Below are 24,293 nucleotides of genomic sequence, written 5' to 3'. Positions count from 1 at the left end.
CATGCTTGTAAAATGACAAGCTAACTAAGTTTGCTCAAATCTAACATTTTATTGAGGGTCGGCCGACTCACTGAAAAATGACTCGCAACTTCAGCCTTTGTCATTTCGGGGGCACGCAGCATTGCATGAGCCTTTTTGATGTCACTCTCCGTCAGCTTTGGCTTTCGACCACCTTTTCGGCCTCTCGCTCTTGCCGCCGCAAGGCCAGCTTTAGTTCTTTCTGAGATTAGCTTACGCTCGAATTGAGCAATGGAACCGATCATATGAAACGCTAACTCACCAACGGCTGTAGTGGTATCTATGTTCTCATTGAGACTGATAAATTGGACTTTCTGACATTTAAAACCATCCAACAACTCAATTAAATCTTTTAAGCTACGACCTAACCGATCTAAACGCTGAACAACAATAATATCTCCCGCACGCAGAGTATCTGTCAATCGCTCTAGTTCTGGGCGAAGTTTTGATTGGCCACTGCATTTCTCTCGAAATATGCGCTCGCACCCAGCTGCGTTCAATGCATCTATTTGTGCGCTTTGTGATTGATCGTCAGTGCTAACACGCGCATAACCAATTATCATTTCAGCCTCAAATAATAGGTAGGTATAATTTACGTAGTTTACTTTACGGATTGTTTTACGCTTAATCCAGAATAATTGATTAAAACTGCGCTTTTTAAATTGGCAAAGAAAATGGTCGTTTTATTTACGCTGGTTTTATATATTAAGCAATCTAAGTATTGGCAGGAGTACAAACATGAAAACTTGGTCGGATCATAAACAAGAAATGATTACTGAAGATAAGAATGAGTGGATAGTTTGCATTTTTTACGCAGCCATTATTTTCGCGGTTGCAACCTTATTTATTTACTAACAACCCTCAAAGCTTTAGGCTAGAGCCGCGTTCGATCAGATCCCTTGGTACCAGTAAGCCTTCCAGAGTAATTAAAACGCATATCATGTCTAAACGAAACGTAATGCCTAGTGAACGTAAAACCGCAGATCAAAGTTAGACAGGGAATAAATCCTATTATCAAAGGCATACCCATAGCGTAAAAAGTATATGAGAAAAATCCACCCTTGCTGAATACTAAGCAAAGCAGGATTGATGCAAAAATACTGCCGAGGCTTAAATATACTAAAAACAAAAAAAATGCCTTTTCATCCTTCATCGTTACTACATAAATAGAAAATAGTAAGCCGACTGCAAACCCCGACGCGGCTCTAGTTTTGTTTTCAGATACTGTAAATCCGTCCCAAAAAGTTAGCTGAAGCGTTATCTTGAATACCTCAAAGAACGAATCGCATTGGTAAAAAAGGCGGTTAACTTTCTGTTCCATCATCTCGTCTGAATTTACCATCCTTTTCTCCTAAGTAGGGGTGGAATCTATTACTTGAATATGTGCAATTTTCGAGCGCAACGCAAATTTTGTAAACAATTTAAAATATTTTTTCTTTCTACAATTTTTATTTTTGACTCTAAAAAATTGACACACCTGATGGATGTGCATCCTTTTAAACCCAACCCAGGTAATTCGTGGGCTAAGGGGGGGTCAAATTGGTAATTTATTCGATTTTTTGATTTTTGTTTTGACCCCAATTATTTTAAGAAACCCAAACAGCACAAGGGCTAAGGGTGTATCAAATCGTCACATTATAAAAATTGTGAGATTTTGCATTATTAAGGTAAACCAAGAAATTGTAGTACTTGCGTTTTTGTTCAACTTCGCTAAGGTTTCTTAAAGTATCGAGGTTTTCCCAAACCTTTTAGCAGTTAACGTCGGGAGTTAGATGATTTTTTGGAAACGTTAACTGAGGAAAACCATGAACAATTCGATATTTTTAAACAAAGAAGATGTAGTCAGACTTACGGGTACAAAAGTACGTAAACTCCAAGTCGAACACCTTTCAAAATCAAATATTTCTTTTAAGCTAGACCGCAACGGTTACCCGCAAGTCGTAGCTCAATCGATAGTCCAATCAAACAACAGCACTAAATTCAATGGCAACAAAGAGCGAGTAATTTCTAAGCCTCTTAAACAAGCTGAGGGAGAATGATATGGGACGTCCTCGTAAATCAAATATTCATCTACCACCTAAGGTTTACCAAGATAAAAAGTCAGGAATGTTTTACTTCGTAGATGCGCATAACAAGTATCATCAGTTGGGGCGAGATTTAAGCTGCGCTATCTCAAGCTACTACAAGTTGATGCCACATCATGAAAGATTAGTTAGCATGGCCGATTTAATTGATAGGTACATGATTGAACTATCACCTTTAAAAGCTCCTACAACGCATGCAGATGAGCTTAAGTCTGCAAAACAACTAAGACATCGATTAGGCAATTTATACGCGACCGACGTCACCTCAGTGGACGTTGCGCAATATTACTCATTGAGGTCTGAAGAAGCTGCCGTGCGAGTAAATAGAGAAATGAGTTTACTTTCTGTCATGTTCAAACAAGCACCCTTTTGGGGGCTTCCAATCAACAACCCAGCAGCAAGTATTAGGCGTAAAAGTGAATTCCCAGCGAAAGCCGCAAAGAAGTTAGAAAGATATATCACTGACGAACAGATTCTTATATTTAAAACTTACACTCCCGCATGGCTATCTCTGTACATAGATTTGAAGCTGATACGTGGGCTAAGGCAATCTGCAATGCTGAAACTCAATACATCAATGATTTTAGAAAGCTGTTTCTTTGTGCACGATATTTCCAAAGGGGGTGGAGCTTTAATGTTTGATTGGACTGATGATTTGAAAGCATTAATAGACTTAATAACAGATTCAATTCCATTCGGTTCGAAATATTTTTTTACTAGTAAAACAGGTGAGCCACATAACGCTGAATCATTTAGTAGTGCTTGGCAGAGAGCAATGGTTAAGGCGTCAAAAAATGGTCTAGAAAAAAGGTTTGCTGAGAGATATTTGAGGAATAAAGTGGTAACTGACTGCAATGACCTGGCGAGGGCTAGCAAAACGGTTGGTCACACAAGTACTTCCGTTACCAAGCAACATTATAGTATGCTTGGAACACGGGTAGAGCCGTTCGAGAAACGAGTGTAGTTTTTGGAAAAAACGTTTTTATTTGGAAAGTTGAATTGGGGCTAGAAATTAAAAAGCCCCGCAATCTCTTGCAGGGCTTAGGTATTAATGGTGCCTCGACCCGGGATCGAACCAGGGACACGCGGATTTTCAATCCGCTGCTCTACCAACTGAGCTATCGAGGCAATCACGTGCGACATCACAAATCGCTGTGGACGCGTATTAAACGGATTTACGCCCTCCAAGTCAATAGCTTTTTGCTAAAACTACGGGATTTTTTGTCTGTTTAGCCACTAATTGTGCGATGCTGCGGGAAATTGCTTATTTTGTAGGCGGAACGTAACCTTCAATTGTTGGCTCTTTGCCTTCAAACAAAAACGCGACCATTTTTTCTTCTAAAAATTTTCGGTCGGTGGCGTTCATCATGTTTAATTTATTCTCGTTAATCAACATGGTTTGCTTTTTTTGCCATAGAGCAAACGCTTCTTTTGAAATTCCATCAAAAATGCGTTTGCCAATGTCACCGGGATATAACTGAAAATCCAGTCCGTCGGCGTCTTTCTTTAGATGTTCGCAGTAAACCGTTCTGGCCATAAGCTATATGTTTCCTCTGTTATAAATTCGTTTCAATTGCTTTTAATATTTTTACCGTGGGAGCCGCCAAGCCGACTTCTGAGCCAGCCCCAATGTTATACCACATGCTAGCTTGCCCCGACGCTTCTGGCTCAGCCACTTCCGACTTTTTAAGCCCTTTCTTTTTGTTATCTGCATACATAGGCAATGGCTCGGGTAGTTCAGGCAAGTGTAGCAATATTGGAGAAATGTCTAAATGGAAATGACTAAATGTGTGACGAAACGCCTCAAGGGCCACCACGCTATCATTACTTTGCGCATCTTTTCCAATCAATTGTTCAATACGCCGTTGTTTGTTGCTTTCATCGCACTCAATAAACCCCCATAGCCCACCCCATATGCCGCTTGCTGGGCGCTGATGCATTAATACACTGCCTTTGTAAAACGGTATAATCATGTAAGTGTGTTTGCTCGGTATGCTCTTTTTGGGTTTTTTATGCGGCAGCTCACTTTGCCTGCCTTGGGCAAATGCCAAGCATCGGCTTTGCACAGGACAGTCTTCGCATCGTGGCTTGCTGCGCGTGCACAGCGTAGCGCCTAAATCCATCATGGCTTGGGTATAATCACCATGACGCGCTGGCGGCGCGATAGACTGCGCCATGTTCCACATACTGTCTTCTATTTTTTTATTGCCGGGCCAGCCGTCAACAGCAAAATAGCGCCCCAGCACGCGTTTTACATTGCCGTCTAAAATAACGTAAGGCTTGTTGTCTGCTAAAGATAAAATGGCTGCCGCGGTAGAGCGGCCTATGCCGGGTAAGGCTACAATTTGCTCAAATGTATCGGGCATAATGCCCTGATGTTCGTCTTTAACACGCACTGCGGCTTTGTGCAGATTGCGCGCTCTGGCGTAGTAACCTAGGCCTGTCCACAAATGAAGCACTTCATCTATGGGCGCATCAGCAAGTGCCACTGCATCGGGGAACTTCTGCATAAAGCGCTCAAAATACGGGATGACGGTTTTTACCTGAGTCTGCTGAAGCATGATCTCAGATATCCAAACCGAATAACGGCTTTTGTTTTGTTGCCATGGAAGTTGCTTGCGCCCGTGTTCGTCAAACCACGTGAGCACCGCATGAGAAAAGGAAAAGGCTGTCATTATTGCGTGGTAATCCTAAGGTGGTTTACTTATTCAAAGCGATTTTAAAAATACAGAACAATCACAATGCTTTATAATACTCGTCAAGATATACGAGCGTTCGCAAATTTGGAACACATGTGCACAACATAAGCGCACGCTCAAAACCCTACAAACAGAAAGTTCATGCATATATGAGTCGTTTTAAGTCAGAAGAAGAAGCTCGCCAAGCGGGTGTGTATATTTCAAAGGTAAAAAGCTTTGTTAAGCGCGAAGGTCGCTTAACTAAAGCGCAGGGCAAAGCCCTAGAAGAGCAGTGGCCGCATATGGGTTTAAACATCGAGCAAGGTTTGCTTAATTTAAACGAAGTGTTTGGCCGTGAGGCGCCGCGCGTGCTTGAAATTGGCTTTGGTATGGGCAAGTCATTAGTTGAAATGGCACAACATGCACCGCAAACCGATTTTATTGGAATAGAGGTGCATCGTCCGGGTGTTGGGGCTTGTTTAGCTGATGCAGCAGACGCCTCACTGAGCAATCTGCGCGTATTTGAGCATGATGCGGTTGAGGTATTGGCCTCGTGCATAAAAGACGAGAGTCTTGATCGTTTACAGCTGTTTTTTCCAGACCCTTGGCATAAAAAGCGCCATCATAAACGTCGTATTGTACAAAGCGATTTTGTGCAAAAAATTCGCAGCAAGCTTAAAATTGGCGGACACTTTCATATGGCGACCGACTGGGAGCCCTATGCGCAATACATGATTGAAGTAATGCAGGCAGCCGAGGGCTATGAGAATACATCAAGCGATGGCGTATTTGTGCCACGCCCCAACTATCGACCTATTACTAAATTTGAGGTACGCGGACAAAAGCTTGGTCATGGCGTATGGGATATTATTTTTAAGCGGGTATCTTGATGCTTTCGTTACCCAGTCAATTACTGATTCGAAATAAAGCCTTATTTGAAAGCGGTCGATGGGCCTTGGTCAATCCAAGCGACACAGCTATTTTCAGCGAGCTGCAGGGCGATATTATTGGTTTACATCAACAGTTTGATAGCTTTAAAGCTTTGCATAAAATCGCGCCTGAAAAGCACGTATTCAGTGCGGCCTTTGATATTTTGCAGGTAACTGAAGCCTTCGACGGTATTGTGGTCTACATGCCCAAGGCCAAGCAGCATCTAGATATGCTGCTCGCAAATATGGCGCATCTAATTAAACCCAATGGTTTGCTAATGGTAGTGGGTGAAAACAAAGGCGGCATAAAAAGTGTGCCTAAGCAGCTTGAGCGTATTGGCGTGCATGTAAATAAACTCGATAGCGCTAAACATTGTGGCCTGATTGCCTGCACGGTTGAGTCGCCGCTATTAAGTTTTGATATCAACAGCTATGGTGTTGAGCGCAGCTATCAAGTCAATCATAAAACGCTAAAAGTGTTTTCATTGCCTGGAGTGTTTGGGCACAAGCAGTTTGACCCCGGCACACAGCTATTACTTCAACAATTTGCAGACCCTGAAAATCTTCGAAAAATGCGCGGCAAGCTTTACGATTTTGCCTGTGGGACGGGCATTATTGGCAGTTATTTCAAGATGGCTAATACCAAGCTTAAAGTAACTATGAGCGACATTTCGGCGCTTGCCATTTACTGTAGCAAGCAAACGCTTTTGCTCAATGAGCTAGAGGCTGAGGTTATTGCGAGTGACGGCATGCAAGAGCTACATTCCCATTTTGAGCACATTGTGAGTAATCCGCCCTTTCATGACGGCTTAAAAAACGAGTATGGTATTACTCAAAGCTTTATAAAAGATGCTTATGCTAAGTCTAATCGCGGGAGTCGCCTTACAATAGTCGCCAATCGATTTTTGCCTTATCCTGAGCATATCGAAAAGACTTTTTTCAAATTTACCACGCTATGTAAAACTAATAAGTTTTGCGTATATGAGGGGTTAAAATAGCCTGATGAAAATACTCTTTCTCATTTCCGAAGTTGAAGACATCATTAAAACTGGTGGCTTGGCCGACGTAGGCAAAGCGCTTCCACTGGCGCTCACCGAGAGAGGTCACGATATCAAAATTATCTTGCCCTTTTATAAGCAAATCAGCGACAGCATGGGCGCAGGTGCAAATCTTATTGAAGCCATGCCAGAGCAAGATATTCGTATTCATCAGCAGCACTACCAGTTTTGCGTGAAGCAACTATCGCTGCATGGCTTAGACGTATACTTAATTGACCATGCTTATTTTAGTGATAACGCTACGCCCTATTCGGAAGAAGCTAGCGCCAACGCCCAGCGCTTTGCGTTTTTCTCGTTAGCGGCGCTTAAAGTGGCTAACGAGCTAAATTTTAAACCTGATGTGGTGCACACTCACGATTGGCACACAGCTATTGCTAATTACTTTGTGAAGAGCGATTTTATTGGCCGGCATAATATACTGGCAGACGCCACGTTTTTTCATCAAACAAAAACTCTGATCACCTTGCATAACGCAGCCTTTCAGGGAGTGTGCGCATTGTCACGCGTGCCGCTCATCGACGAGCAATCTTATTTTCAAATTAGCACCGACAATGGTTACATTAACTTACTTAAAACGGGCATCTTATACGCAGACCACATTTGCCCGGTTAGCCCTAGTTATGCTGAAGAAATTAAGAGTTACATTGGTAGCCACGGCATATTCGACGTGATTAATCTTGCCCCTGAAAAAGTGCGAGGCGTACTTAACGGCTGCGACTATTCCCAATGGGACCCAGCATCTGATCCACTTATTCCCGCAAACTTCAGTTTGGCCAATATGGCAGGCAAAGCAGTCTGCAAAACCAAGCTTCAAAAAGATGCTGGGCTTGCTTCGCTAAAATCTGTGCCGCTGTTTGGCATGGTATGCAGGGCTACGCAGCAAAAAGGATTTGGTTATTTAATGCCAATACTTAACGAACTGCTAACGCACAAAGTCCAGTTGGTGATTATGGGCACCGGTGATGTAAGCATCACAAAATCATTAAGAGATATCGCGCAGGCTCATCCTAAGCAGTTTGCCTTTATTGAGGCCTTTTCGCCTGAATGGGCACACTTGATTGAAGCGGGTAGCGACTTCTTTTTAATGCCGTCGGAATTTGAGCCCTGTGGCCTTAACCAGATGTATAGCTTGGCCTATGGCACACTGCCGGTAGTGCGCAAGGTGGGAGGATTAGCCGACACCGTCGTTGACGCAAGCGATGAACACGGCACAGGATTTGTATTTTGTGACCCTAGCCCCGATGCCTTATTAAGTGCTTTGCGCCGCGTGTTACTATTAAACAAAGAACAAACAAAACTGCTTGCAGCAATGCGGGAACGCGCTATGAAAACACGTTTTACGTGGAGCCAAGCAGCTTTAGAGTACGAACAGATATACAATCAATAACAATCTATTTGTTTTTTATTAATTTTTTTGGCGCTTGATAGCTCGGTTTAACAAAAAAGTTACTTTTCAAGTGCGGTCTTTTTTGAAATACTGTATGTTGAAACTGGCAATAAGTAAGAGCAAGCTCTTATTTTCGCTGCAACCCGCCAGACATATATCGTTGCGGCATAATCTCTGATGAAGCGACAATTCGGCAAATGTGCCATTTAGCCGCACATCAATAAGAACAGTGTAGAAAGATGCAGACGCCAAATATATTAATAGTAGAAGACGAAGTTGTTACACGCACCACCCTTAAAAGTCTATTTGAGGCTGAAGGCTACAATGTGTTTGAAGCCGAAAACGGTGAGCAGATGCATGATTTTTTTGAAAACAACAACATAAATCTATGCATTTTAGACATCAATTTGCCTGGCAAAAACGGCTTGATACTTGCGCGCGAAGTGCGCGACCGTAAAAACGTTGGCATCATATTCCTAACCGGTCGCGACAATGACGTAGACCGTATCTTGGGTCTAGAAATTGGGGCCGACGATTATCTTACAAAACCGTTTAACCCTCGTGAATTGACCATCCGAGCGCGCAACCTTTTGTCTCGCACCAGCAATTCGGCAGAAGATGATGATTTGCCAAGCAAAGTGAAGTTTAACGGATGGACGCTAGACGGTGACAGCCGCAGCTTAATCTCGCCAAATGGTACAGAGTTCAGACTGCCGCGCAGTGAGTTTAGAGCACTCCATTTGTTTCTGAGCAATCCGGGCAAAATATTAACCCGTGAACAGCTTATTATGGAGATGACTGGTCGTGAGTTACGTCCAAATGACCGTACGGTTGATGTCACCATACGCCGTATAAGAAAGCACTTTGAATCTGAGCCAAATGATGAAGAATTGATTGTGACTATTCATGGCGAAGGCTATCGCTTTTGCGGCGAAGTGGACCAATAAAACAGCTGTTGATTAGGGACTGCTTTAAGCGGCTAAGGGTTAACATAAAGGGATTTAAAAAGAGACCTTAATCAGAAACACAATAAAAACGCACCTAATGCAATCAAAACATTAGGTGCGTTTTTTTATATTGATTCGTTTATTGCGGCGTTTATTACCGCGCCTATTGTTGCCTTAGTTACTACCTTAATTGCCGGCAACCTGCATTTCACTTAACAATACTGAACCAGTTTGCAAAGCACCACGCACTTCGGCTTTCTCGCCAATGGCGACAATATTCATTAGCATATCTTTTAAATTGCCAGCAATGGTAATCTCGTGCACAGGATACTGAATTACGCCATTTTCAACCCAAAAGCCTGCGGCACCGCGACTATAGTCACCGTTTACCACATTAACACCTTGCCCCATAAGCTCTGTCACCATAAGTCCTGTGCCCATCTCTTTGAGCAGGTCCTCATCTGAGTGCCCCGTATGACTGACCAAGCAGTTGTGGATACCGCCGGCGTGGCCATTGGTTTGTAAACCTAATTTGCGCGCCGAGTAGCTCGCTAGCAAATAATGCTGTAATACGCCATTGTGCACAATATCCATATCTTGCGTGCGCACGCCTTCATTATCAAAAGGGCTACTAGCAAGGCCGCGCAGTAAATGTGGGCGTTCCTGTATGCTTAACCACTTAGGAAATACTTGGGTATTGATAGAGTCGAGTAAAAATGACGACTTACGGTAGAGGCTACCGCCACTTATGGCACTGATAAAATGTCCAAACACGCTTGAGGCAATATCGCGATGAAATAGAACCGGCACCTTTGCTGTGTTTATCTTGCGCGCGCCCAAACGAGAGACGGTTTGCTCACCGGCAAGTCGACCAACCGTTTGCGCGCTGTCTAGTTTGTTGGCCTCTCTAGACACGGTATACGCATAATCGCGCTGCATGTCTTGATCATGTTGAGCAATCAATACGCAACTCAAACTAAAGCGACTGCTAGGGTAACCTGCGTTAATGCCGTTAGTATTGCCATACACCCTTACACCTAAATTTGCGTTGTAGCTGGCGCCATCAGAATTAACAATACGGCTATCGGTTTCAAGTCCCGCCTTTTCAGCAATGAGCGCTTGCTCTAGCGCATACTCGGCGTCAAGCGCTTGAGGATGGTATAGGTCTAAGTCGGGAATATCGCGTGCAATCATATCGGCGTCGGCAATACCTGCGCACTTATCTTCGCTGGTATACTTAGCAATCTCTACGGCCTTTTCAACAGTAAGTCTTAGCGCATCGGGGCTTAAATCGGCGGTTGACGCATTGCCCTTTTTATTGCCCACAAATACACACACGCCAAGTCCACCGTCGTTTGTAAATTCAACCGTTTCCACTTCTTGCATACGCGAGGTCACTGAAATCCCCTGCACTTTCGACATGCTGGCCTCGGCGGCAGTGGCGCCTAGTTTTTTGGCAAGAGAAAGGGTTTCATCAACGATGTTCTGTATTTCACTAAGCTGCTGTTGTACCTGCATAAACGACACTTCACTCTCATTAACTTCGTTAGGCTGCAGCAACAATTATGTTTTCAAATGCAGCCCTGTTACAATTGCGCCCAAGTTTAGCACTAATGATGTAAAAAAACGCCCTATGAATAACGACGCATTTGATTCAGACCCGCAAGGCGAAGAATATAGCGCAACAGAATTTACCAGTAAGACTCAGCTTAAGCAGGCCTCTGAAGCGCTCAAGAAGCTAGGACTCGAATTGGTAGGCCTCACCAAAGGTGAGCGCGAAAAAATGCCACTTGACGATGAGCTTGATAGCGCCCTAGAAGTAGCTTCAAAAATTAATCGTAAAAAAGAAGGCTTTCGTCGGCAAATTCAGCTTATCGGCAAACTGTTACGCCAGCGTGATGTCGCCCCTATTCGTTTGGCGATCGACAAATTACGTAACGCTCATACACACAGCGTAAAAGCCTTTCATGGGCTAGAGCGGACCAGAGACACGCTTATCAAAGAGGGTGACGATGCAGTTCAAGCACTCATGGCCGAGCACCCTCAGCTAGATCGCCAGAAGCTAAGGCAGCTTATTCGCACTGCAAAAAAAGAAGCCTCAGAAGCAAAACCACCAGCCGCCTCTCGAGAGTTGTTTAAATATTTAAAATCAGAAATTTCTTAATCGCTTAGTTATATACTTGCCAGAACATAAGACTCAAGAAATTTGTTTTAACAGCTTACTCAACAAAAAACCCGCCAAAGCGGGTTTTGAATATTCAAATTGGACACTTATGCCTTGCTTGACTTTTTGATCACTCTAACACCTAAAAGCGCTAGCAAAAATAGCATAAGCATAGAAGGCGCAGGCACTTGTGTAGCCGAGATAACGCTTACGTTATCGCCAGTAGCAATAAACCACATATTAGAATATGTGTAAGGCGTTCTTGTTATAGAGACTACGTCGTAGCTCACTTTGAAACCAGAGAACTCTAAGGACTGACCTGCAGTCAGAAACTCACGAAGTAAAGGGCCGATGTGGGCTGCGCCACCGTTAGCAGTGCCGATGTTAAAAATCGATGAAGCACCGTTAATCAATGTCGGGGCTAGAAACTCGAAAATAACGTTTTCGATAGTAAATGAGCTTTCATTATCTACGCCCAAAAACCAGCCCACGAGAGACTCATTGCCATCTTCAATTTTTAATCTATCGTTATTTGCAAAGCTAACATTAAATTCAACACTGTCACCAGCGTCTAAAGTAACCGGACCAGAATCTAAAGGAACGGTGTATGATAATCCTAGCGCTAAGTCATACTCCGTGCTGACATTGATTACGGCTGCATTTGCAATCATAGGTAATAGTACTAGGCTCGCTAGGAGCGCCTTCAACTTCAACATACTTACTTCTAATTAAGTTATGGGTAAAAAGTCGATACAGCAATTAACAAGCCACTAGTTAAACCCATGATTTTATTGAAAGTATTTTCTCAAGTTGATTTTATAGTAAAGAATCCTGACACCTCTACTGCTTAGATGCATCCATCCGGGCTATCAGAATTGTCTAGAAAGCAACAAGGTTACTTGTATTCACACATATAACAAATACTCAGCTTTTACGCTTTAGCCTGTTGTTATATTGCACTACGCGATTGCGTCCAGCTTCTTTTGCGCCATATAGTGCGGTGTCGGCGAACTTCATCGCTTGACTAGAGCTGTTTGCCTCTAACATTGAGGCAAGGCCGATACTAACCGTCATTTGAATGTGATAGTCGTCTGTTACCAGCGGCTTTAATTCAATTTGCTTACGAATTTGCTCTAACTTGAACAGACTTTGCTGCATGTCTTGCTGTGGCATTACAATACAGAACTCTTCACCGCCAGCTCGAGCCACTATGTCAGTGCTGTTGGTGTTAACTTGCAAAATTTCAGCAATATGTTTTATTGCCCTGTCGCCTATATCATGACCATAAGTATCGTTCACTGACTTAAATCGGTCTATATCGATGATTGCGATGGCACACTCACCTTTAAAAAGCTTTACAGTGGAGTGTTCTTTTTCGAGCGCCTTAACTACATCAATTGAGCACATACGTTAAATAGAAACCAAGCCTATAAATAACGCTTACGCCATATTAAGTATACGGCGGGCAAAATGAGTAAGGTCAAAACAAGGGCGCTTACCATGCCGCCGACCATTGGCGCGGCGATGCGGCTCATTACCTCTGAGCCTGTTCCGGTGGTATACATCACCGGCAACAAACCAAGAATAATAGAGGCCGACGTCATCATGACAGGCCTTACACGCAAGCTTGCTCCATTTTGTACAGCCTGTATCAGCTCATGTAAACTAGGCGTTATATTGGCTTTAGCACAACTTGTGAGCATGCGATCATATGCTTGATTGAGATACACCAACATGATCACGCCAATTTCTACGGCAACGCCAGCCAGCGCGATAAAACCCACCCCCACAGCTACTGAAAAATTAAAGCCCTGTAAATACAGTAACCAGATGCCGCCAATCATGGCAAAAGGAAGCGTGATGATGATCATGCTTACCTGCACCATGTTTCTAAAGTTCAGATAAAGCAAGACAACAATGATCGCTAGCGTGAGCGGCAATACTAGGCTCAATTTCTCTTTTGCACGCATCATGTATTCATATTGCCCAGCCCAGTTCAGTGAGTATCCGGCGGGTAAAACGAGCTGCTCATTTACAGCTTGTTGCGCGGTGGCAACGTAGTGACCAATGTCAACATCGTCTATATCAATAAACACCCAACCGTTAGGGCGCGCATTCTCACTTTTTATGCCCGCTGGACCTTGGATAATGTTAATCGTTGCTATCTCGCCTAAGGCGATATGTGCACCGCTTGGCGTGACTATAGGCAGGTCGCTAAGCGACTCTGGCGAATTGCGATATGCTTGAGGGTAGCGCACGTTTATCGGATAACGCTCTCGACCTTCCACCGAAAGCCCCACATTCATACCGCCCACAGCGCCACCAATAATTTGCTGTACGTCTGCGATGTTAAGCCCGTATCGCGCCGCCTGCGCTCTTTTGATATCGATATTGATGTAACGTCCGCCGGCAACGCGCTCTGAATAAACCGAAGCGGTGCCATCAAGCCCTCCTATAATGACTTCGAGCTGCTGACCTATTCGCTGAATTTCATTTAAGTCTGGGCCGCCTATTTTAATACCCACTGGCGTTTTGATGCCGGTTGCTAACATATCAATGCGCGTTTTAATGGGCATCACCCATGCATTGCTTAAACCCGGGATATTTATCAGTTTTTCAAACTCTTCTATCAGGGCCTTGGTATCCATGCCTTCTCGCCACTGAGATTTTGGCTTTAGCTGAATAAAAGTTTCAATCATGGTGAGCGGCGCAGGGTCAGTTGCCGTTTCTGCTCTGCCAACTTTGCCAAATACAGTTTGCACCTCAGGCACGGTTTTAATGAGTTTATTGGTTTGCTGCAACAGTTCTCGCGCTTTACCGACCGAAATCCCAGCGTAGGTAGTAGGCATATACATCAAATCGCCTTCATCTAGCGAGGGAATAAATTCGCTGCCAATTTTGCTAAGCGGCCAAAGGCCCACTATCAATATCAATAGCGCCGCGAAAATCGCAGACTTTGGATAGCGCAATACGCACCCTAAACAGGGGCGATAAATAAGAGTCAGCAAACGATTAATGGGATTTTTTTGCTCGGCTTTTACTTTGCCGCGCACACAATATCCCATCAGCACCGGCACCAGAGTCACCGCTAAAATCGCGGCAGCAGCCATGGCATAGGTCTTGGTATAAGCAAGCGGCGAAAACATACGCCCCTCTTGCGCCTCTAGCGAAAATACCGGTAAAAAGCTCACGGTGATAATAAGCAAACTAAAGAACAAAGCAGGACCTACTTCTGTGGCTGAATCAACCACAATTTGCCAGCGATTCTGTTTGGTTAAGGGAGTATCCTCCATGTGCTTGTGCATATTTTCAACCATCACAATGGCGCCATCTATCATTGCACCAATAGCAATGGCGATGCCTCCTAAAGACATGATGTTGGCGTTAATTCCCTGCAGGTGCATCACAATAAAGGCCAGTAAAATACCCACCGGCAAACTAATAATGGCAACTAAAGATGAGCGCAGATGAAACAAAAACGCGATACACACCAAAACCACCACAACAAACTCAGCAATGAGCTTGGTGCTTAAATTATCGATGGCGCGCTCTATTAGCGCGGAACGGTCATACACGCTGACAATTTCTACCCCGTCTGGCAGGCCAGCAGAGAGTTGCTCTAACTTAGCTTTTACACCCTTTATGGTTTGCTGCGCGTTTTCACCAGAACGCATAACCACAATGCCGCCTACTGTTTCACCCTCACCATTTAACTCAACAAGGCCTCTTCGCATTTGCGGACCGAGTTCAACGCTCGCCACATCTTTAATAAACAGGGCCGTGCCTTGGTCATTTACACCTAAGGGAATATTCTCTATATCTTGTTTATCCGAAATATATCCGGTGGCCCGTACCATGTATTCAGCCTCTGCCATTTCAATCACAGACGCTCCGAGCTCTTGATTGCCTCTGCGTATCGCCATTTGCACATGGCTTAAAGGAATGTTGTAGGCGCGCAGCTTATTTGGATCTAAAAGCACTTGATACTGCTTCACCATGCCGCCAGCACTCGCCACTTCCGACACGCCAGGCACCGTTTGCAGTTCAAACTTCAAAAACCAGTCTTGAATACTGCGAAGCTCTGCAAGGTCATGCTGATTACTTCTATCAATAAGCGCATAAAGGTAAATCCACCCTACTCCGCTTGCATCTGGACCGAGTTGGGGCCTTGCGCCCTCGGGCAAGGTAGCAGTAACTTGCGACAAATATTCCAACACTCTGGCTCTCGCCCAGTACATGTCGGTTTTATCATCAAAAATAATGTAGACATAAGAGTCGCCAAAAAATGAAAAACCGCGCACCGTTTTTGCACCCGGCACTGAGAGCATGGCAGAAGTGAGCGGATAAGTGACCTGATCTTCAACGACTTGGGGCGCTTGTCCTAGGTAGCTGGTTTTTACAATTACCTGCACATCAGACAAATCGGGTATGGCATCCACTGGGGTATTTTTTACGGCAATTAAACCAGCGCCAATCACTATCAAAGTGATCAACAGAACAAAAAAGCGGTTGTGCACGCTCCAACGAATAACGGCGCCAATCATTACATGCCCTCCATCGAAGGCGACATAATGTGTATATCTGTTACCTCATACATTCCTGATGGCTGCTTTACAATGGTGGCATGTATCTGCATACCTTCTCTTAAGTTTTGTATGTCAATTGTCTCGGCAAGCATGAAGTCCATCGTCATGGCCGGCATATTCCAAGCGTCTAAGGCCTCGTGACTTAAATTGATTTTGTGCTCGCCGGCGCTATCTCCAAATATAAGCTTGTTAATGGTGGCTTGCGCCATCACAGATTCTGGCTCATCGCTCATGTCTTGCATGTTTGATGCAGGCTGCATACGCATAAAATCTGAATCAATCGCGCTTTGTGAATCAATTAAAAATTGGGCTGAACTTACTATCTCGTCTCCTGCTCGCAGACCCGACGTAATCTCAATCATATCTTGCGCCATGCGACCTAAAGTCACCTCTATCGACTTAAATTTACCTTCACCTAAGGCAAGCACAACGCGATTTTGTCGTCCGGTGCGAATAACCGCTTGGCTGGGCACTAGCAAATAACGTTTTGGCAAAACCGCGTCTGAGTCTTGCTCAGTATGAATACGCAAATTGGCATACATGTTTGGTTTTAGTTGGTAATCAGGATTGTTGAATCGCACGCGTGCTCGCAGTGTGCGCGTTTGGCTGTCGAGCGAGGGATATATATAGTCAATCGTGCCCTCCCACAGTTTACCGGGGGCATAGTCTAAGGTCATGCTCACTCGCTGCCCAAGGGCGAGCTTTGCGGCATCACGCGCAAAGACATCGGCATCTACCCACACTTCGTCAAGAGCACCAATAGACATTAATGTCGTTCCTGGTTTAACAAAAAAACCTTGCCGTATATTGAGGTTATCGACAAATCCAGTTTGCGCAGCCTTAAACACTATTTTTTGCTCAACCTTTTTTGTTTGATTGAGTTTGCTAATAACGTCACTTGGCACTTGTAGTGCACTTAGGCGCGATTGCGCTGCGTTTATCAGCGCTTTACTGCCTCGTTGCACTGCCAATAAATACTCTTCTTGTGCATTTACCAGTTCGGGTGAGTAAAGAGAATATAGCGCCTGACCTTTAGTTACATAATCACCGGCGGCTTTAACATATAGTTCTTCCACCCAACCTTCCACGCGAGGATGAATGTGTACGAGAGTGTCTTCGTTGTATCGAATCAAGCCCACTGTATGAATATCGCTATTAAGCGGGCGAAGCTTGGCGGTAACCGTTTTTACGCCTAAATTGTTTATTACATTGGCATCTATGCGCACAGTACCGGGGCTATCGCTTTGCTTACCGGTTTGACTATCGCTGGCATACACCGGCACCAAGTCCATGCCCATTGGTGACTTACCCGGCTTGTCGCGTCTAAAGTTAGGGTCCATTGGTGCTACCCAGTACAGGGGTTCTTTAGGTTTCGCCTTGTCGCTGTTGTGCTCATGCGTCATGTTGTCAGCAGCGTTATTAGGAGAATTACCTAAAATATCGGTGTTTGAAAGCGTTACAAACATAGTTAATGCGCCAACAATGATGCCGAATATGATACCTGCAACAAGCTTTTGCTGAACGCTAAATTGACTGTTTAATTGGCTCATGGCTGAAGTTCCTGCTGGTGAGAAAAGCTAGCAGCTTGAACAAAATAGTAGCCCAACTGCATTTTTGTTTTGTTAAGTTCAAACTCAATGTTTAAAGCGTCGAGTTTGGCATTGAGTAAACCGATACGTGCTTGCACCACCTCGGTGAAGTCGCCTTCATCATTGGTATATGCACTCAAGCTGGCCTCAGCCTCTTGTTCGCTTTGCACAATAAACCGCGTGCGGTAAAGCGCTTGGCGCTGAAGTAAGCGCTCGTAATTAGCATAACTTGCATGAATCTTTGCGAGCATGTTTCTAAGCGCCAATCGCTTTTGTGTTTTGCTCGCTTCAGCCTGATTAACCGCTGCTTTGTAGCTTTGATCCTGACGATTTTGCTGAAACAAGGGCAGGTCGACGCTTAAGCCGATTGACAAAAAATCTGCGCGACTGCGACCTATATCATCGTCATCTCGATGCGCATAGCTTGCATTCACCGCCCACTGAGGCTTGTACTGCTCCTTAGCAAGCGCCACTTCATTTTGTTGGGCAAGAATATTTTGCTCAATGCCGAGCACCAATGGGTGAGATGAGATAAATTCAATCAGAGGGCTTTGGTCGCGCTGCCTAACTAGCGCAATGATTGCCTCATTATCGAGGTTTTTATGCTGGCCTTGATGGCCCAAAAAGGAAGCAAGTGTCGTTACTGACACCTTCGGTAATGCCTCAGGTAATATCCATGGTGGGCTTTGATAAAACGCATGTCTTAAGTCTGTAGCGCTCTGTTGATTGAGCTCATAAACGTGCTCAGCATTTTGCATGTCGGGGGCGAGCCACTCATTTAAACGGGCCATAGCATTTGCTTGATTGGCTTTAAGCGCTAGCAATTTATCTTCAATGCGAACAAGTTCGAGCTCTGCGCGCAGCACATCCTGCTGGCGCGTAGCGCCTATTGCAGAAGCGTAAGCGCTTTGGGCAATATCGCCAAGCTGTTCAAATAATGCACGGTCTTGTTCAATAAGCGCAATACTCATTTTTGCCAACATCGCATCTAGGTAAAAATGCGAAACCTGTACAGCAACGCTCGCTTTACGATTGAGTCGTAAAAACGGTTGCTGGGCGGCTACGGCCTCAAGCTGCTCTCGCTTAATGTTCAGGCTATCGCCACGAGCGAGTGTTTGGCTAAGACCAACTTTCAATTGGGTCATAGGCTCTTGATTGAACGCCAGGCCGTCGGTGGGTAAGTTTGCCAAGCTGATACTAAGGCTTGGGTCGGGCAGACTCGCCGCTGCAACACTTCGCGCTAAGCTAGCCTGTTGCTCAAATTGACTCCTTTTTAGCCATGGGTCGTTAGCGCTTGCTAGTTCAATAGCATGCTGAAGACTGAGTACTCCAAGGGCGCTCTCAGCCGCACTCGTAACCTCTTTGCTGTGAATACTACTAGCGAAGGTTGTAGCAGGCAGCCACATTGCAAATAATGTAAACAATGCAATGAGAAAAAGCTCTTTTGCACATTTTAACCAACGGCAATACGCTAGATTTTCTCGAAAAGGCTTTAATAAAATGCACACACACACTTTACAAACAGTGATGTCGTGGTGGCAATCGTGAACATAAGTCATAAGGGTTATCTCAAACTTTCATTTAAAAGGAGAACAAAAAGGACTTTATAAAATTACTCAAAAGCCTCTAACGCGCAGCAACAAGCAGGTATATAAGTAAGCAAGTGCTGCTGCACTGTGTCTTCAAACACAAATTTCAGGCACAACTTGCCTGCTAAATGAAAGAAAGTTTGGGCGGGCGGGGAGGCAGAGCAATGACGAGCTCTACAAATCTTGATTGATAATCAGGGAGTTGAAACATATTTTGCGCATAAGGCGCTTGTACAGGGCTGTCGAGAAGTATTGCAATCGACATGAAGGCTACTAAGCATTGACATTGCTCGTCGCAACATTCACAGGCCATGCTCATCATTGGTGATAAGGCCATATCCGCCATCTCCACACCTGCGTCATTCATATCGTGGTGACTATGCTCGGACATGTGCTCGGTCATAGCTGCTGGTACCGGGGCGTTATTGCTCATACAGGGCATCGACTTGCACGCAAACGCGTCTGCAATTTGAGAAAGTAGCAGAAGCATGCAGATTAGGCTGGGCAGTAGACGCGTTTTCAGAGATCACCTTTTTTGATTTGGCTTACGCTGTATAACTAAGCTCGGAATACAAGCATAAAATAAAAGCATAAAATAAGCCATCCATAAAGTGTTGATTTATGCCGGCTCGTCTGGGTATTTCAGACCGAACTGCGCTCTAAGCTCATCCATGAGAGCAAGCATGTGAATCGACGTTTCAAGAGGCAGTATTGAACTACTGCGAAGGCCGCGTTTTAAACAGTCATTTACATGCTCAATTTCAAAGCGAAACTTCTCGTCATCATCAAAATGAAAATCGTGTGTAGCAGGCGCTTGCCCATCAACATACACCTCAATGGAACGAGCACCTAGGAAATGCGGCACTTTTATATGGCCTGCGTCACCGTAAATAATCGCCTCAATCGGTGCGCTTTGCCTAAATCCTGCAGACAGCAGAGCAGTTTGCCCGCCCTCATAAGCAACTAAGTAATTAGACACTTCATCGACCCCAGTGTGACTCATGACGGCACTTGCCTTACAAGATACCACGGGCTGGTCGAACACGATGTCGGCAAAGGTGATTGGGTATATACCCAAATCTAAAAGTGCGCCACCCGCTAATGCTGGATTTAACAAACGATGCTCGTCTTTCATCACGCGGTTTAAACTAAAATTTGCATAAAGCGATTTGAGCTGTCCAATCACCTTTGCATCAAGCATATGTTTAAGCGCATTAATTGCAGGTAAAAATCGCGTCCACACGGCCTCTACCACAAGTAAATTTCGCTTAGATGCTTCTGCCTTAACTTTGCGCGCTTGCTCGGCGTTGACGGTTAGCGGCTTTTCGCACAGCACGTGTTTGTTGTGTTTTAAACACAGCATAATATGCTCAAAATGGAAATTATGGGTAGTCGCGATGTAAATGACATCTAGCGACTCATCTTGCACTAGTGCCAAGTAGTTCTGATGCACTTTAGGGATGCCAAAGTGTGCAGCAAAATCCTCTGCACGACTTTGCTGAGACGCTGCACAAGCCAATAGCTCACTGCCACGCGACGCATGAAAGGATCGGACGAAGGTTTTTGCAATATGACCGCAGCCTAAAAGCCCCCACCTGATTAAGGTTTGTTCTGCCATGAGCATCGCCCCGATTGAAGTTTACCTATAATGTTTCTATTAATATAACCGAATAGGCAAATTAGGTCTTGGGCTCATTCGATTAAATAGAAAATAGCGCAATAAAATTGCTCAATAAATCAGCACTTTACAGACGTTCAGCCGTCTAAAATAATGTCAGCTTTCTTTACAATCTCATTATATTCAAGCTAATTACAACTGAAAAATCTAAGCAAAATAAACACTTATTTTAGGGGCACAAAACTTGCACTCTAGTACAGTCTGGATTTAAAAATTATAAAAATCAGATTCAGAACAATAAATAAAATACGAATGAGCTAAAGCGTAAATATTGGACGTTGATTGTTGTACCGAGCAACTGGGTAATCACAAGATTCCGAAAGTATAACGACTGAAGTTTAAAATGATGTAAACGGGAGAAGTAGATGAAATTCAATAAATACCTATCAGGTATTGCTGTCTCTGCTGCAGTTGCAAGCTGTTTTGCCTCAGCTGCACCGAACATAGTTCAAGTAGACACAAGCAAATTTTCTGCAACTGGGCCGGCTCCAGTTGCCCCAGCAGCAGCGGATATGTTTATTATTCAGCTGAAAGGTGCACCGGCTATAGCCAAAGCATCTGAGATTGGACAATTAATTCCAAGCAACCAGCTGGTGGCGCGCTTTGGCAACAACTACAACGCTAAGTCACCTGAAATTCAGGCCTACGTTGCAGCGGTTAAAGAAAAGCAAGCAGCTGTTGCATCTGAAATTGGCGTTGAGAACGTGTTTTATAACTATGCACACACTTTCAACGGCTTTTCAGCACGTTTAAATTCTGAGCAGTTAGCTGCCCTACAAAATCACCCAGACGTTGCTGCTGTATACCAAGATGAGCTTCACACGCTTACCACTTCTAATACACCAGCCTTTTTAGGTCTTACAGGTCCAGACGGTCAACACACGCTCGGCATTAAAGGCGAAGACGTTATTGTTGGTATTTTAGATTCAGGTATCTGGCCAGAAAATATGTCTTTTGGCGAGGACCCATCTGTTGAAGAGCTCGCTTACGGTCCTGCGCCAGAAGGTTGGGCAGGAGAGTGTAACGTAGGTTCTGTTGGTCAATTCGTTGATGATGCGGGTAACGTTGTATATAACGACGAAACTGCGCCGGTTGACGAATTTACATGTAACAACAAACTGATTGGTGCTCGTTACTTCGGTACATCTTTCTCTAGCGTATACGAAATGCGTTTTGACCTAGGCGAATTCGCTTCTCCTAGAGACGCAGACGGTCACGGTAGCCACACGGCCTCAACTGCGGCAGGTAATGCTGGCGTTACTGCTGTATTAAGCGGTGCTGACGTGGGCACAGTTTCCGGAATCGCTCCACGCGCTCGCGTTGCTGCATACAAAGTATGTTGGAATGCTAACTACGTAAGCCCTGAAGGCGTAAACGAACGCGGTTGTTTCTTCGGCGACAGCATGGCGGCAATCGACCAAGCAGTAGTTGACGGCGTAGACGTGCTTAACTATTCAATTGGTAACTCTCAAGCAATTAACTCACCCGTATACAACGCAGCGCTTCGTGCTGCCGATGCTGGCGTGTTCTTCTCTGGTTCTGGCGGTAACAGCGGTCCTGCTGCTGCAACAGTAAGCAACATCGCTCCTTGGGTGGCCACTGTAGCTGCATCTACCTATGACGGCGAATCTGCACTAATCGGAACAGAGCTTGAAATCAACAGCGGTAATGTAGGTTCTGAGACTTTATTCTCTCTACCAGGTCAAATCACTGCTCCTATCCCTGCAGAAGGTCTAACGGGTGACTTAGCGCTAGCAGAGCCACTATTAGCGTGTGACCCTATCACTAATCCTGAAGCCTTAGCTGGAAAGATTGCATTAATCGCTCGCGGTGCATGTAACTTCTCAACCAAGATTTTAGGCGCACAAGACGCAGGGGCTGTGGGCGTAGTTGTATACTCTGACGCGCGCACACCAACTGCGATGGGCGGCGACGGTACAGGTATTACTATTCCTGGCGTAATGGTGACTAACTCTGACGGCTTGCTATTGTCTGCAAGTGTTGAAGCAGAAACCACTAACGTAACAATGACGCTTACTCCAGATTCTGGCACCATTACAGAAGTGGGTAACATCATGGCTGGTTTCTCATCTCGTGGCGTGAACACGCAGACGAATGACATCATCAAGCCTGATATTACCGCTCCAGGCGTTCGTATCTTAGCGGCATCAAGCCCAGAACAGCTTAACTTTGGTGGTAACCCACAAGGTGAGAACTTTGCATACTTGCAAGGTACATCAATGTCTAGCCCGCACATTGCAGGTATGGCAGCCTTATTATCTGGTCAATACCCAGACTGGACGCCGGCCCAAATCAAATCTGCGATTATGACAACTGCTCGTCAGAATGTTGTAAAAGAAGATGGTGAGACGCCAGCTGACCCGTTTGACTTTGGTGCAGGTCATGTTGACCCAGTACCAGCGATGAACCCAGGTCTTGTATATAATGCAAACTTAGGCGACTACCTTGGTTTCTTATGTGGTCAAGGCGAAGCAGGTTTAGTATCTACTTTAGCTGAAACTACCTGTGCAGATTTAGAGGCTGATGGATTTGCAACTGACGCAAGTCAATTGAACTATCCTTCAATTGCTATTGGTACACTTGAAGAACCAGAAACTATCACTCGTACCGTAACTGACGTTACTGGCGATGGTGGTGTATATACAGTATCTGTTGAAGCACCTACTGGTATTGCTGTAACAGTTGCTACCTTCGATTCTGAAGGCGTTCAAACTGAAGACGGTCTAGTTACTGTTGCGCCTAACGGCACCGCTAGCTACGCCCTAACATTTGAGCGTGTACCAGGTGAGTTTGTACCAGAGCAATTTGCGTTTGGTGCAGTTACGCTTGAAGGTGATAACGGTATTAACGTTCGCAGCCCAATCGCTGTAAACCCAGCCGCAATCAACACGATTGCTGTACCAGAAACCCTTTCACTATCGCTTAACCGCGGCCGTGGACAAACCTTCGTAGAAACTCTCTACTCAGGTGCGTTTACAATGGAATATGCTGGTCTTGTTCCTGCTGCCGGTATCGAAAGCAGTGCAATCTCTAACCCAGGCGCGTTTAACTTCGGTGCTAACGTTCCAACCTCTACATTCTTAAGAATTAGAGAAGGAACGACACTAATGCGCTTTACGTTAGTAAATGAGTTGGTAAGCAACCCAGATGCAAACGTAGACTTGTTAGTGTATCGCTGTGTAGCCTTTAGCTGTTCTTTTGTAGAGTCTTCAACCAACCCAGACTCAAACGAAGAGATCATCTTGGTTAATCCAGTACCTAACGATCCTGCTGACCCAGGTGCACTTTACATCTTGTTTGCTCAAGGCGTAGACACCCAAGGCGCAGATTCAGTTGATTACACCGTTGCTACTTGGATCACTGATGGCGTAGAAAGCACTACACGCATCACTGCTTCAAGAAGAGCGGTTGAAGGTCGATTCCAAAACATCAGTATTAGAACTCGTGGCTTGAACCCTGAAGCACTTTACATGGGTACTATCGAATACTTTGATGCAGAGGGCGAGTCTCAAGGAACAACTGTACTAGAAGTACAACCATAATCAGAGAATTCCGGGGCGATTAT

19 protein-coding genes and 1 tRNA gene are annotated in these 24,293 nt (G+C 44.8%); 8 read left to right on the top strand and 12 right to left on the bottom strand.

Annotated features, from left to right (window positions below; genetic code table 11):
- Positions 1-20: 20 nt before the first annotated feature.
- Positions 21-581: a recombinase family protein gene (locus tag ACFO4O_RS14400; protein WP_382409766.1), complete on the bottom strand. Its 561-nt coding sequence runs from the start codon at positions 579-581 to the stop codon at positions 21-23.
- 1,242 nt (positions 582-1,823) lie between these two features.
- Here ACFO4O_RS14400 and ACFO4O_RS14395 point away from each other — a divergent pair.
- Together ACFO4O_RS14395 and ACFO4O_RS14390 are read left to right on the top strand one after the other, a co-directional pair.
- Entirely contained in the window at positions 1,824-2,057 is a 234-nt protein-coding gene (locus ACFO4O_RS14395) for a DUF4224 domain-containing protein (protein WP_382409764.1), read from the top strand.
- 1 nt (position 2,058) lies between these two features.
- On the top strand, positions 2,059-3,066 hold the full coding sequence (locus tag ACFO4O_RS14390; protein WP_382409762.1) for a site-specific integrase: 1,008 nt from the start codon (positions 2,059-2,061) through the stop codon (positions 3,064-3,066).
- Between the two features lie 88 nt (positions 3,067-3,154).
- Here ACFO4O_RS14390 and ACFO4O_RS14385 read toward each other — a convergent pair.
- The 3 genes from ACFO4O_RS14385 to mutY all read right to left on the bottom strand — a co-directional run bounded on the left by ACFO4O_RS14385 (position 3,155) and on the right by mutY (position 4,777).
- Positions 3,155-3,230 (bottom strand) — tRNA-Phe (locus ACFO4O_RS14385).
- A gap of 136 nt (positions 3,231-3,366) precedes the next feature.
- Positions 3,367-3,639: an oxidative damage protection protein gene (locus tag ACFO4O_RS14380; RefSeq protein WP_382409760.1), complete on the bottom strand. Its 273-nt coding sequence runs from the start codon at positions 3,637-3,639 to the stop codon at positions 3,367-3,369.
- 19 nt (positions 3,640-3,658) lie between these two features.
- Positions 3,659-4,777 carry an A/G-specific adenine glycosylase gene (gene mutY, locus ACFO4O_RS14375; RefSeq protein ID WP_382409758.1) on the bottom strand — a complete coding sequence of 373 codons (1,119 nt, stop codon included), beginning with the start codon at positions 4,775-4,777 and terminating at the stop codon, positions 3,659-3,661.
- A gap of 173 nt (positions 4,778-4,950) precedes the next feature.
- Here mutY and trmB point away from each other — a divergent pair, with 173 nt between their 5' ends.
- The 4 genes from trmB (at position 4,951) to arcA (ending at position 9,101) form a co-directional block, all read left to right on the top strand.
- On the top strand, positions 4,951-5,670 hold the full coding sequence (trmB, locus tag ACFO4O_RS14370) for a tRNA (guanosine(46)-N7)-methyltransferase TrmB (RefSeq protein WP_382409756.1): 720 nt from the start codon (positions 4,951-4,953) through the stop codon (positions 5,668-5,670).
- On the top strand, positions 5,670-6,707 hold the full coding sequence (locus tag ACFO4O_RS14365) for a methyltransferase (RefSeq protein ID WP_382409993.1): 1,038 nt from the start codon (positions 5,670-5,672) through the stop codon (positions 6,705-6,707). The genes trmB and ACFO4O_RS14365 overlap by 1 nt, the downstream gene beginning before the upstream one ends.
- A gap of 4 nt (positions 6,708-6,711) precedes the next feature.
- The gene (locus ACFO4O_RS14360; protein ID WP_382409754.1) at positions 6,712-8,154 is read left to right on the top strand and encodes a glycogen synthase; all 1,443 of its coding nucleotides are present in this window, start codon (positions 6,712-6,714) and stop codon (positions 8,152-8,154) included.
- Positions 8,155-8,393: 239 nt separating this feature from the next.
- Positions 8,394-9,101, top strand: a complete 708-nt coding sequence (gene arcA, locus ACFO4O_RS14355; protein WP_382409752.1) for a two-component system response regulator ArcA — start codon at positions 8,394-8,396, stop codon at positions 9,099-9,101.
- A 186-nt stretch (positions 9,102-9,287) separates the two neighbouring features.
- On the opposite strand, the gene pmbA is transcribed toward arcA, so the two are convergent.
- Positions 9,288-10,619 (bottom strand): metalloprotease PmbA, encoded by a 1,332-nt coding sequence (gene pmbA, locus ACFO4O_RS14350; RefSeq protein ID WP_382409750.1) that lies wholly within the window; start codon positions 10,617-10,619, stop codon positions 9,288-9,290.
- A 115-nt stretch (positions 10,620-10,734) separates the two neighbouring features.
- Here pmbA and yjgA point away from each other — a divergent pair, with 115 nt between their 5' ends.
- Complete coding sequence (yjgA, locus tag ACFO4O_RS14345; protein WP_382409748.1) at positions 10,735-11,265, top strand: ribosome biogenesis factor YjgA; 531 nt, start codon at positions 10,735-10,737, stop codon at positions 11,263-11,265.
- 107 nt (positions 11,266-11,372) lie between these two features.
- Here the strand turns inward: yjgA and ACFO4O_RS14340 are convergent, their stop codons facing one another.
- The 7 genes from ACFO4O_RS14340 to ACFO4O_RS14310 all read right to left on the bottom strand — a co-directional run bounded on the left by ACFO4O_RS14340 (position 11,373) and on the right by ACFO4O_RS14310 (position 20,647).
- On the bottom strand, positions 11,373-11,981 hold the full coding sequence (locus ACFO4O_RS14340) for a hypothetical protein (RefSeq protein WP_382409746.1): 609 nt from the start codon (positions 11,979-11,981) through the stop codon (positions 11,373-11,375).
- 208 nt (positions 11,982-12,189) lie between these two features.
- Complete coding sequence (locus ACFO4O_RS14335; protein WP_382409744.1) at positions 12,190-12,672, bottom strand: GGDEF domain-containing protein; 483 nt, start codon at positions 12,670-12,672, stop codon at positions 12,190-12,192.
- Positions 12,673-12,692: 20 nt separating this feature from the next.
- A complete protein-coding gene (locus ACFO4O_RS14330) occupies positions 12,693-15,809 on the bottom strand; it encodes an efflux RND transporter permease subunit (RefSeq protein WP_382409742.1) in 3,117 nt (1,038 codons plus the stop codon).
- Complete coding sequence (locus tag ACFO4O_RS14325) at positions 15,809-17,401, bottom strand: efflux RND transporter periplasmic adaptor subunit (RefSeq protein WP_382409740.1); 1,593 nt, start codon at positions 17,399-17,401, stop codon at positions 15,809-15,811. Before ACFO4O_RS14325 ends, ACFO4O_RS14330 begins: the two co-directional genes overlap by 1 nt.
- Positions 17,398-18,864, bottom strand: a complete 1,467-nt coding sequence (locus ACFO4O_RS14320; protein ID WP_382409738.1) for a TolC family protein — start codon at positions 18,862-18,864, stop codon at positions 17,398-17,400. The genes ACFO4O_RS14325 and ACFO4O_RS14320 overlap by 4 nt, the downstream gene beginning before the upstream one ends.
- A 289-nt stretch (positions 18,865-19,153) precedes the next feature.
- Positions 19,154-19,462: a hypothetical protein gene (locus ACFO4O_RS14315; RefSeq protein WP_382409736.1), complete on the bottom strand. Its 309-nt coding sequence runs from the start codon at positions 19,460-19,462 to the stop codon at positions 19,154-19,156.
- Positions 19,463-19,648: 186 nt separating this feature from the next.
- Positions 19,649-20,647, bottom strand: a complete 999-nt coding sequence (locus ACFO4O_RS14310) for a Gfo/Idh/MocA family protein (protein WP_382409734.1) — start codon at positions 20,645-20,647, stop codon at positions 19,649-19,651.
- A 425-nt stretch (positions 20,648-21,072) separates the two neighbouring features.
- Between ACFO4O_RS14310 and ACFO4O_RS14305 the strand changes: the two genes are divergently transcribed.
- On the top strand, positions 21,073-24,270 hold the full coding sequence (locus ACFO4O_RS14305) for a S8 family serine peptidase (RefSeq protein WP_382409732.1): 3,198 nt from the start codon (positions 21,073-21,075) through the stop codon (positions 24,268-24,270).
- Positions 24,271-24,293 lie beyond the last annotated feature (23 nt).

Source organism: Glaciecola siphonariae, from assembly GCF_042652645.1.
GTDB lineage: Bacteria > Pseudomonadota > Gammaproteobacteria > Enterobacterales > Alteromonadaceae > Glaciecola > Glaciecola siphonariae.
This window is presented reverse-complemented; position numbering and strand designations above follow the sequence as displayed.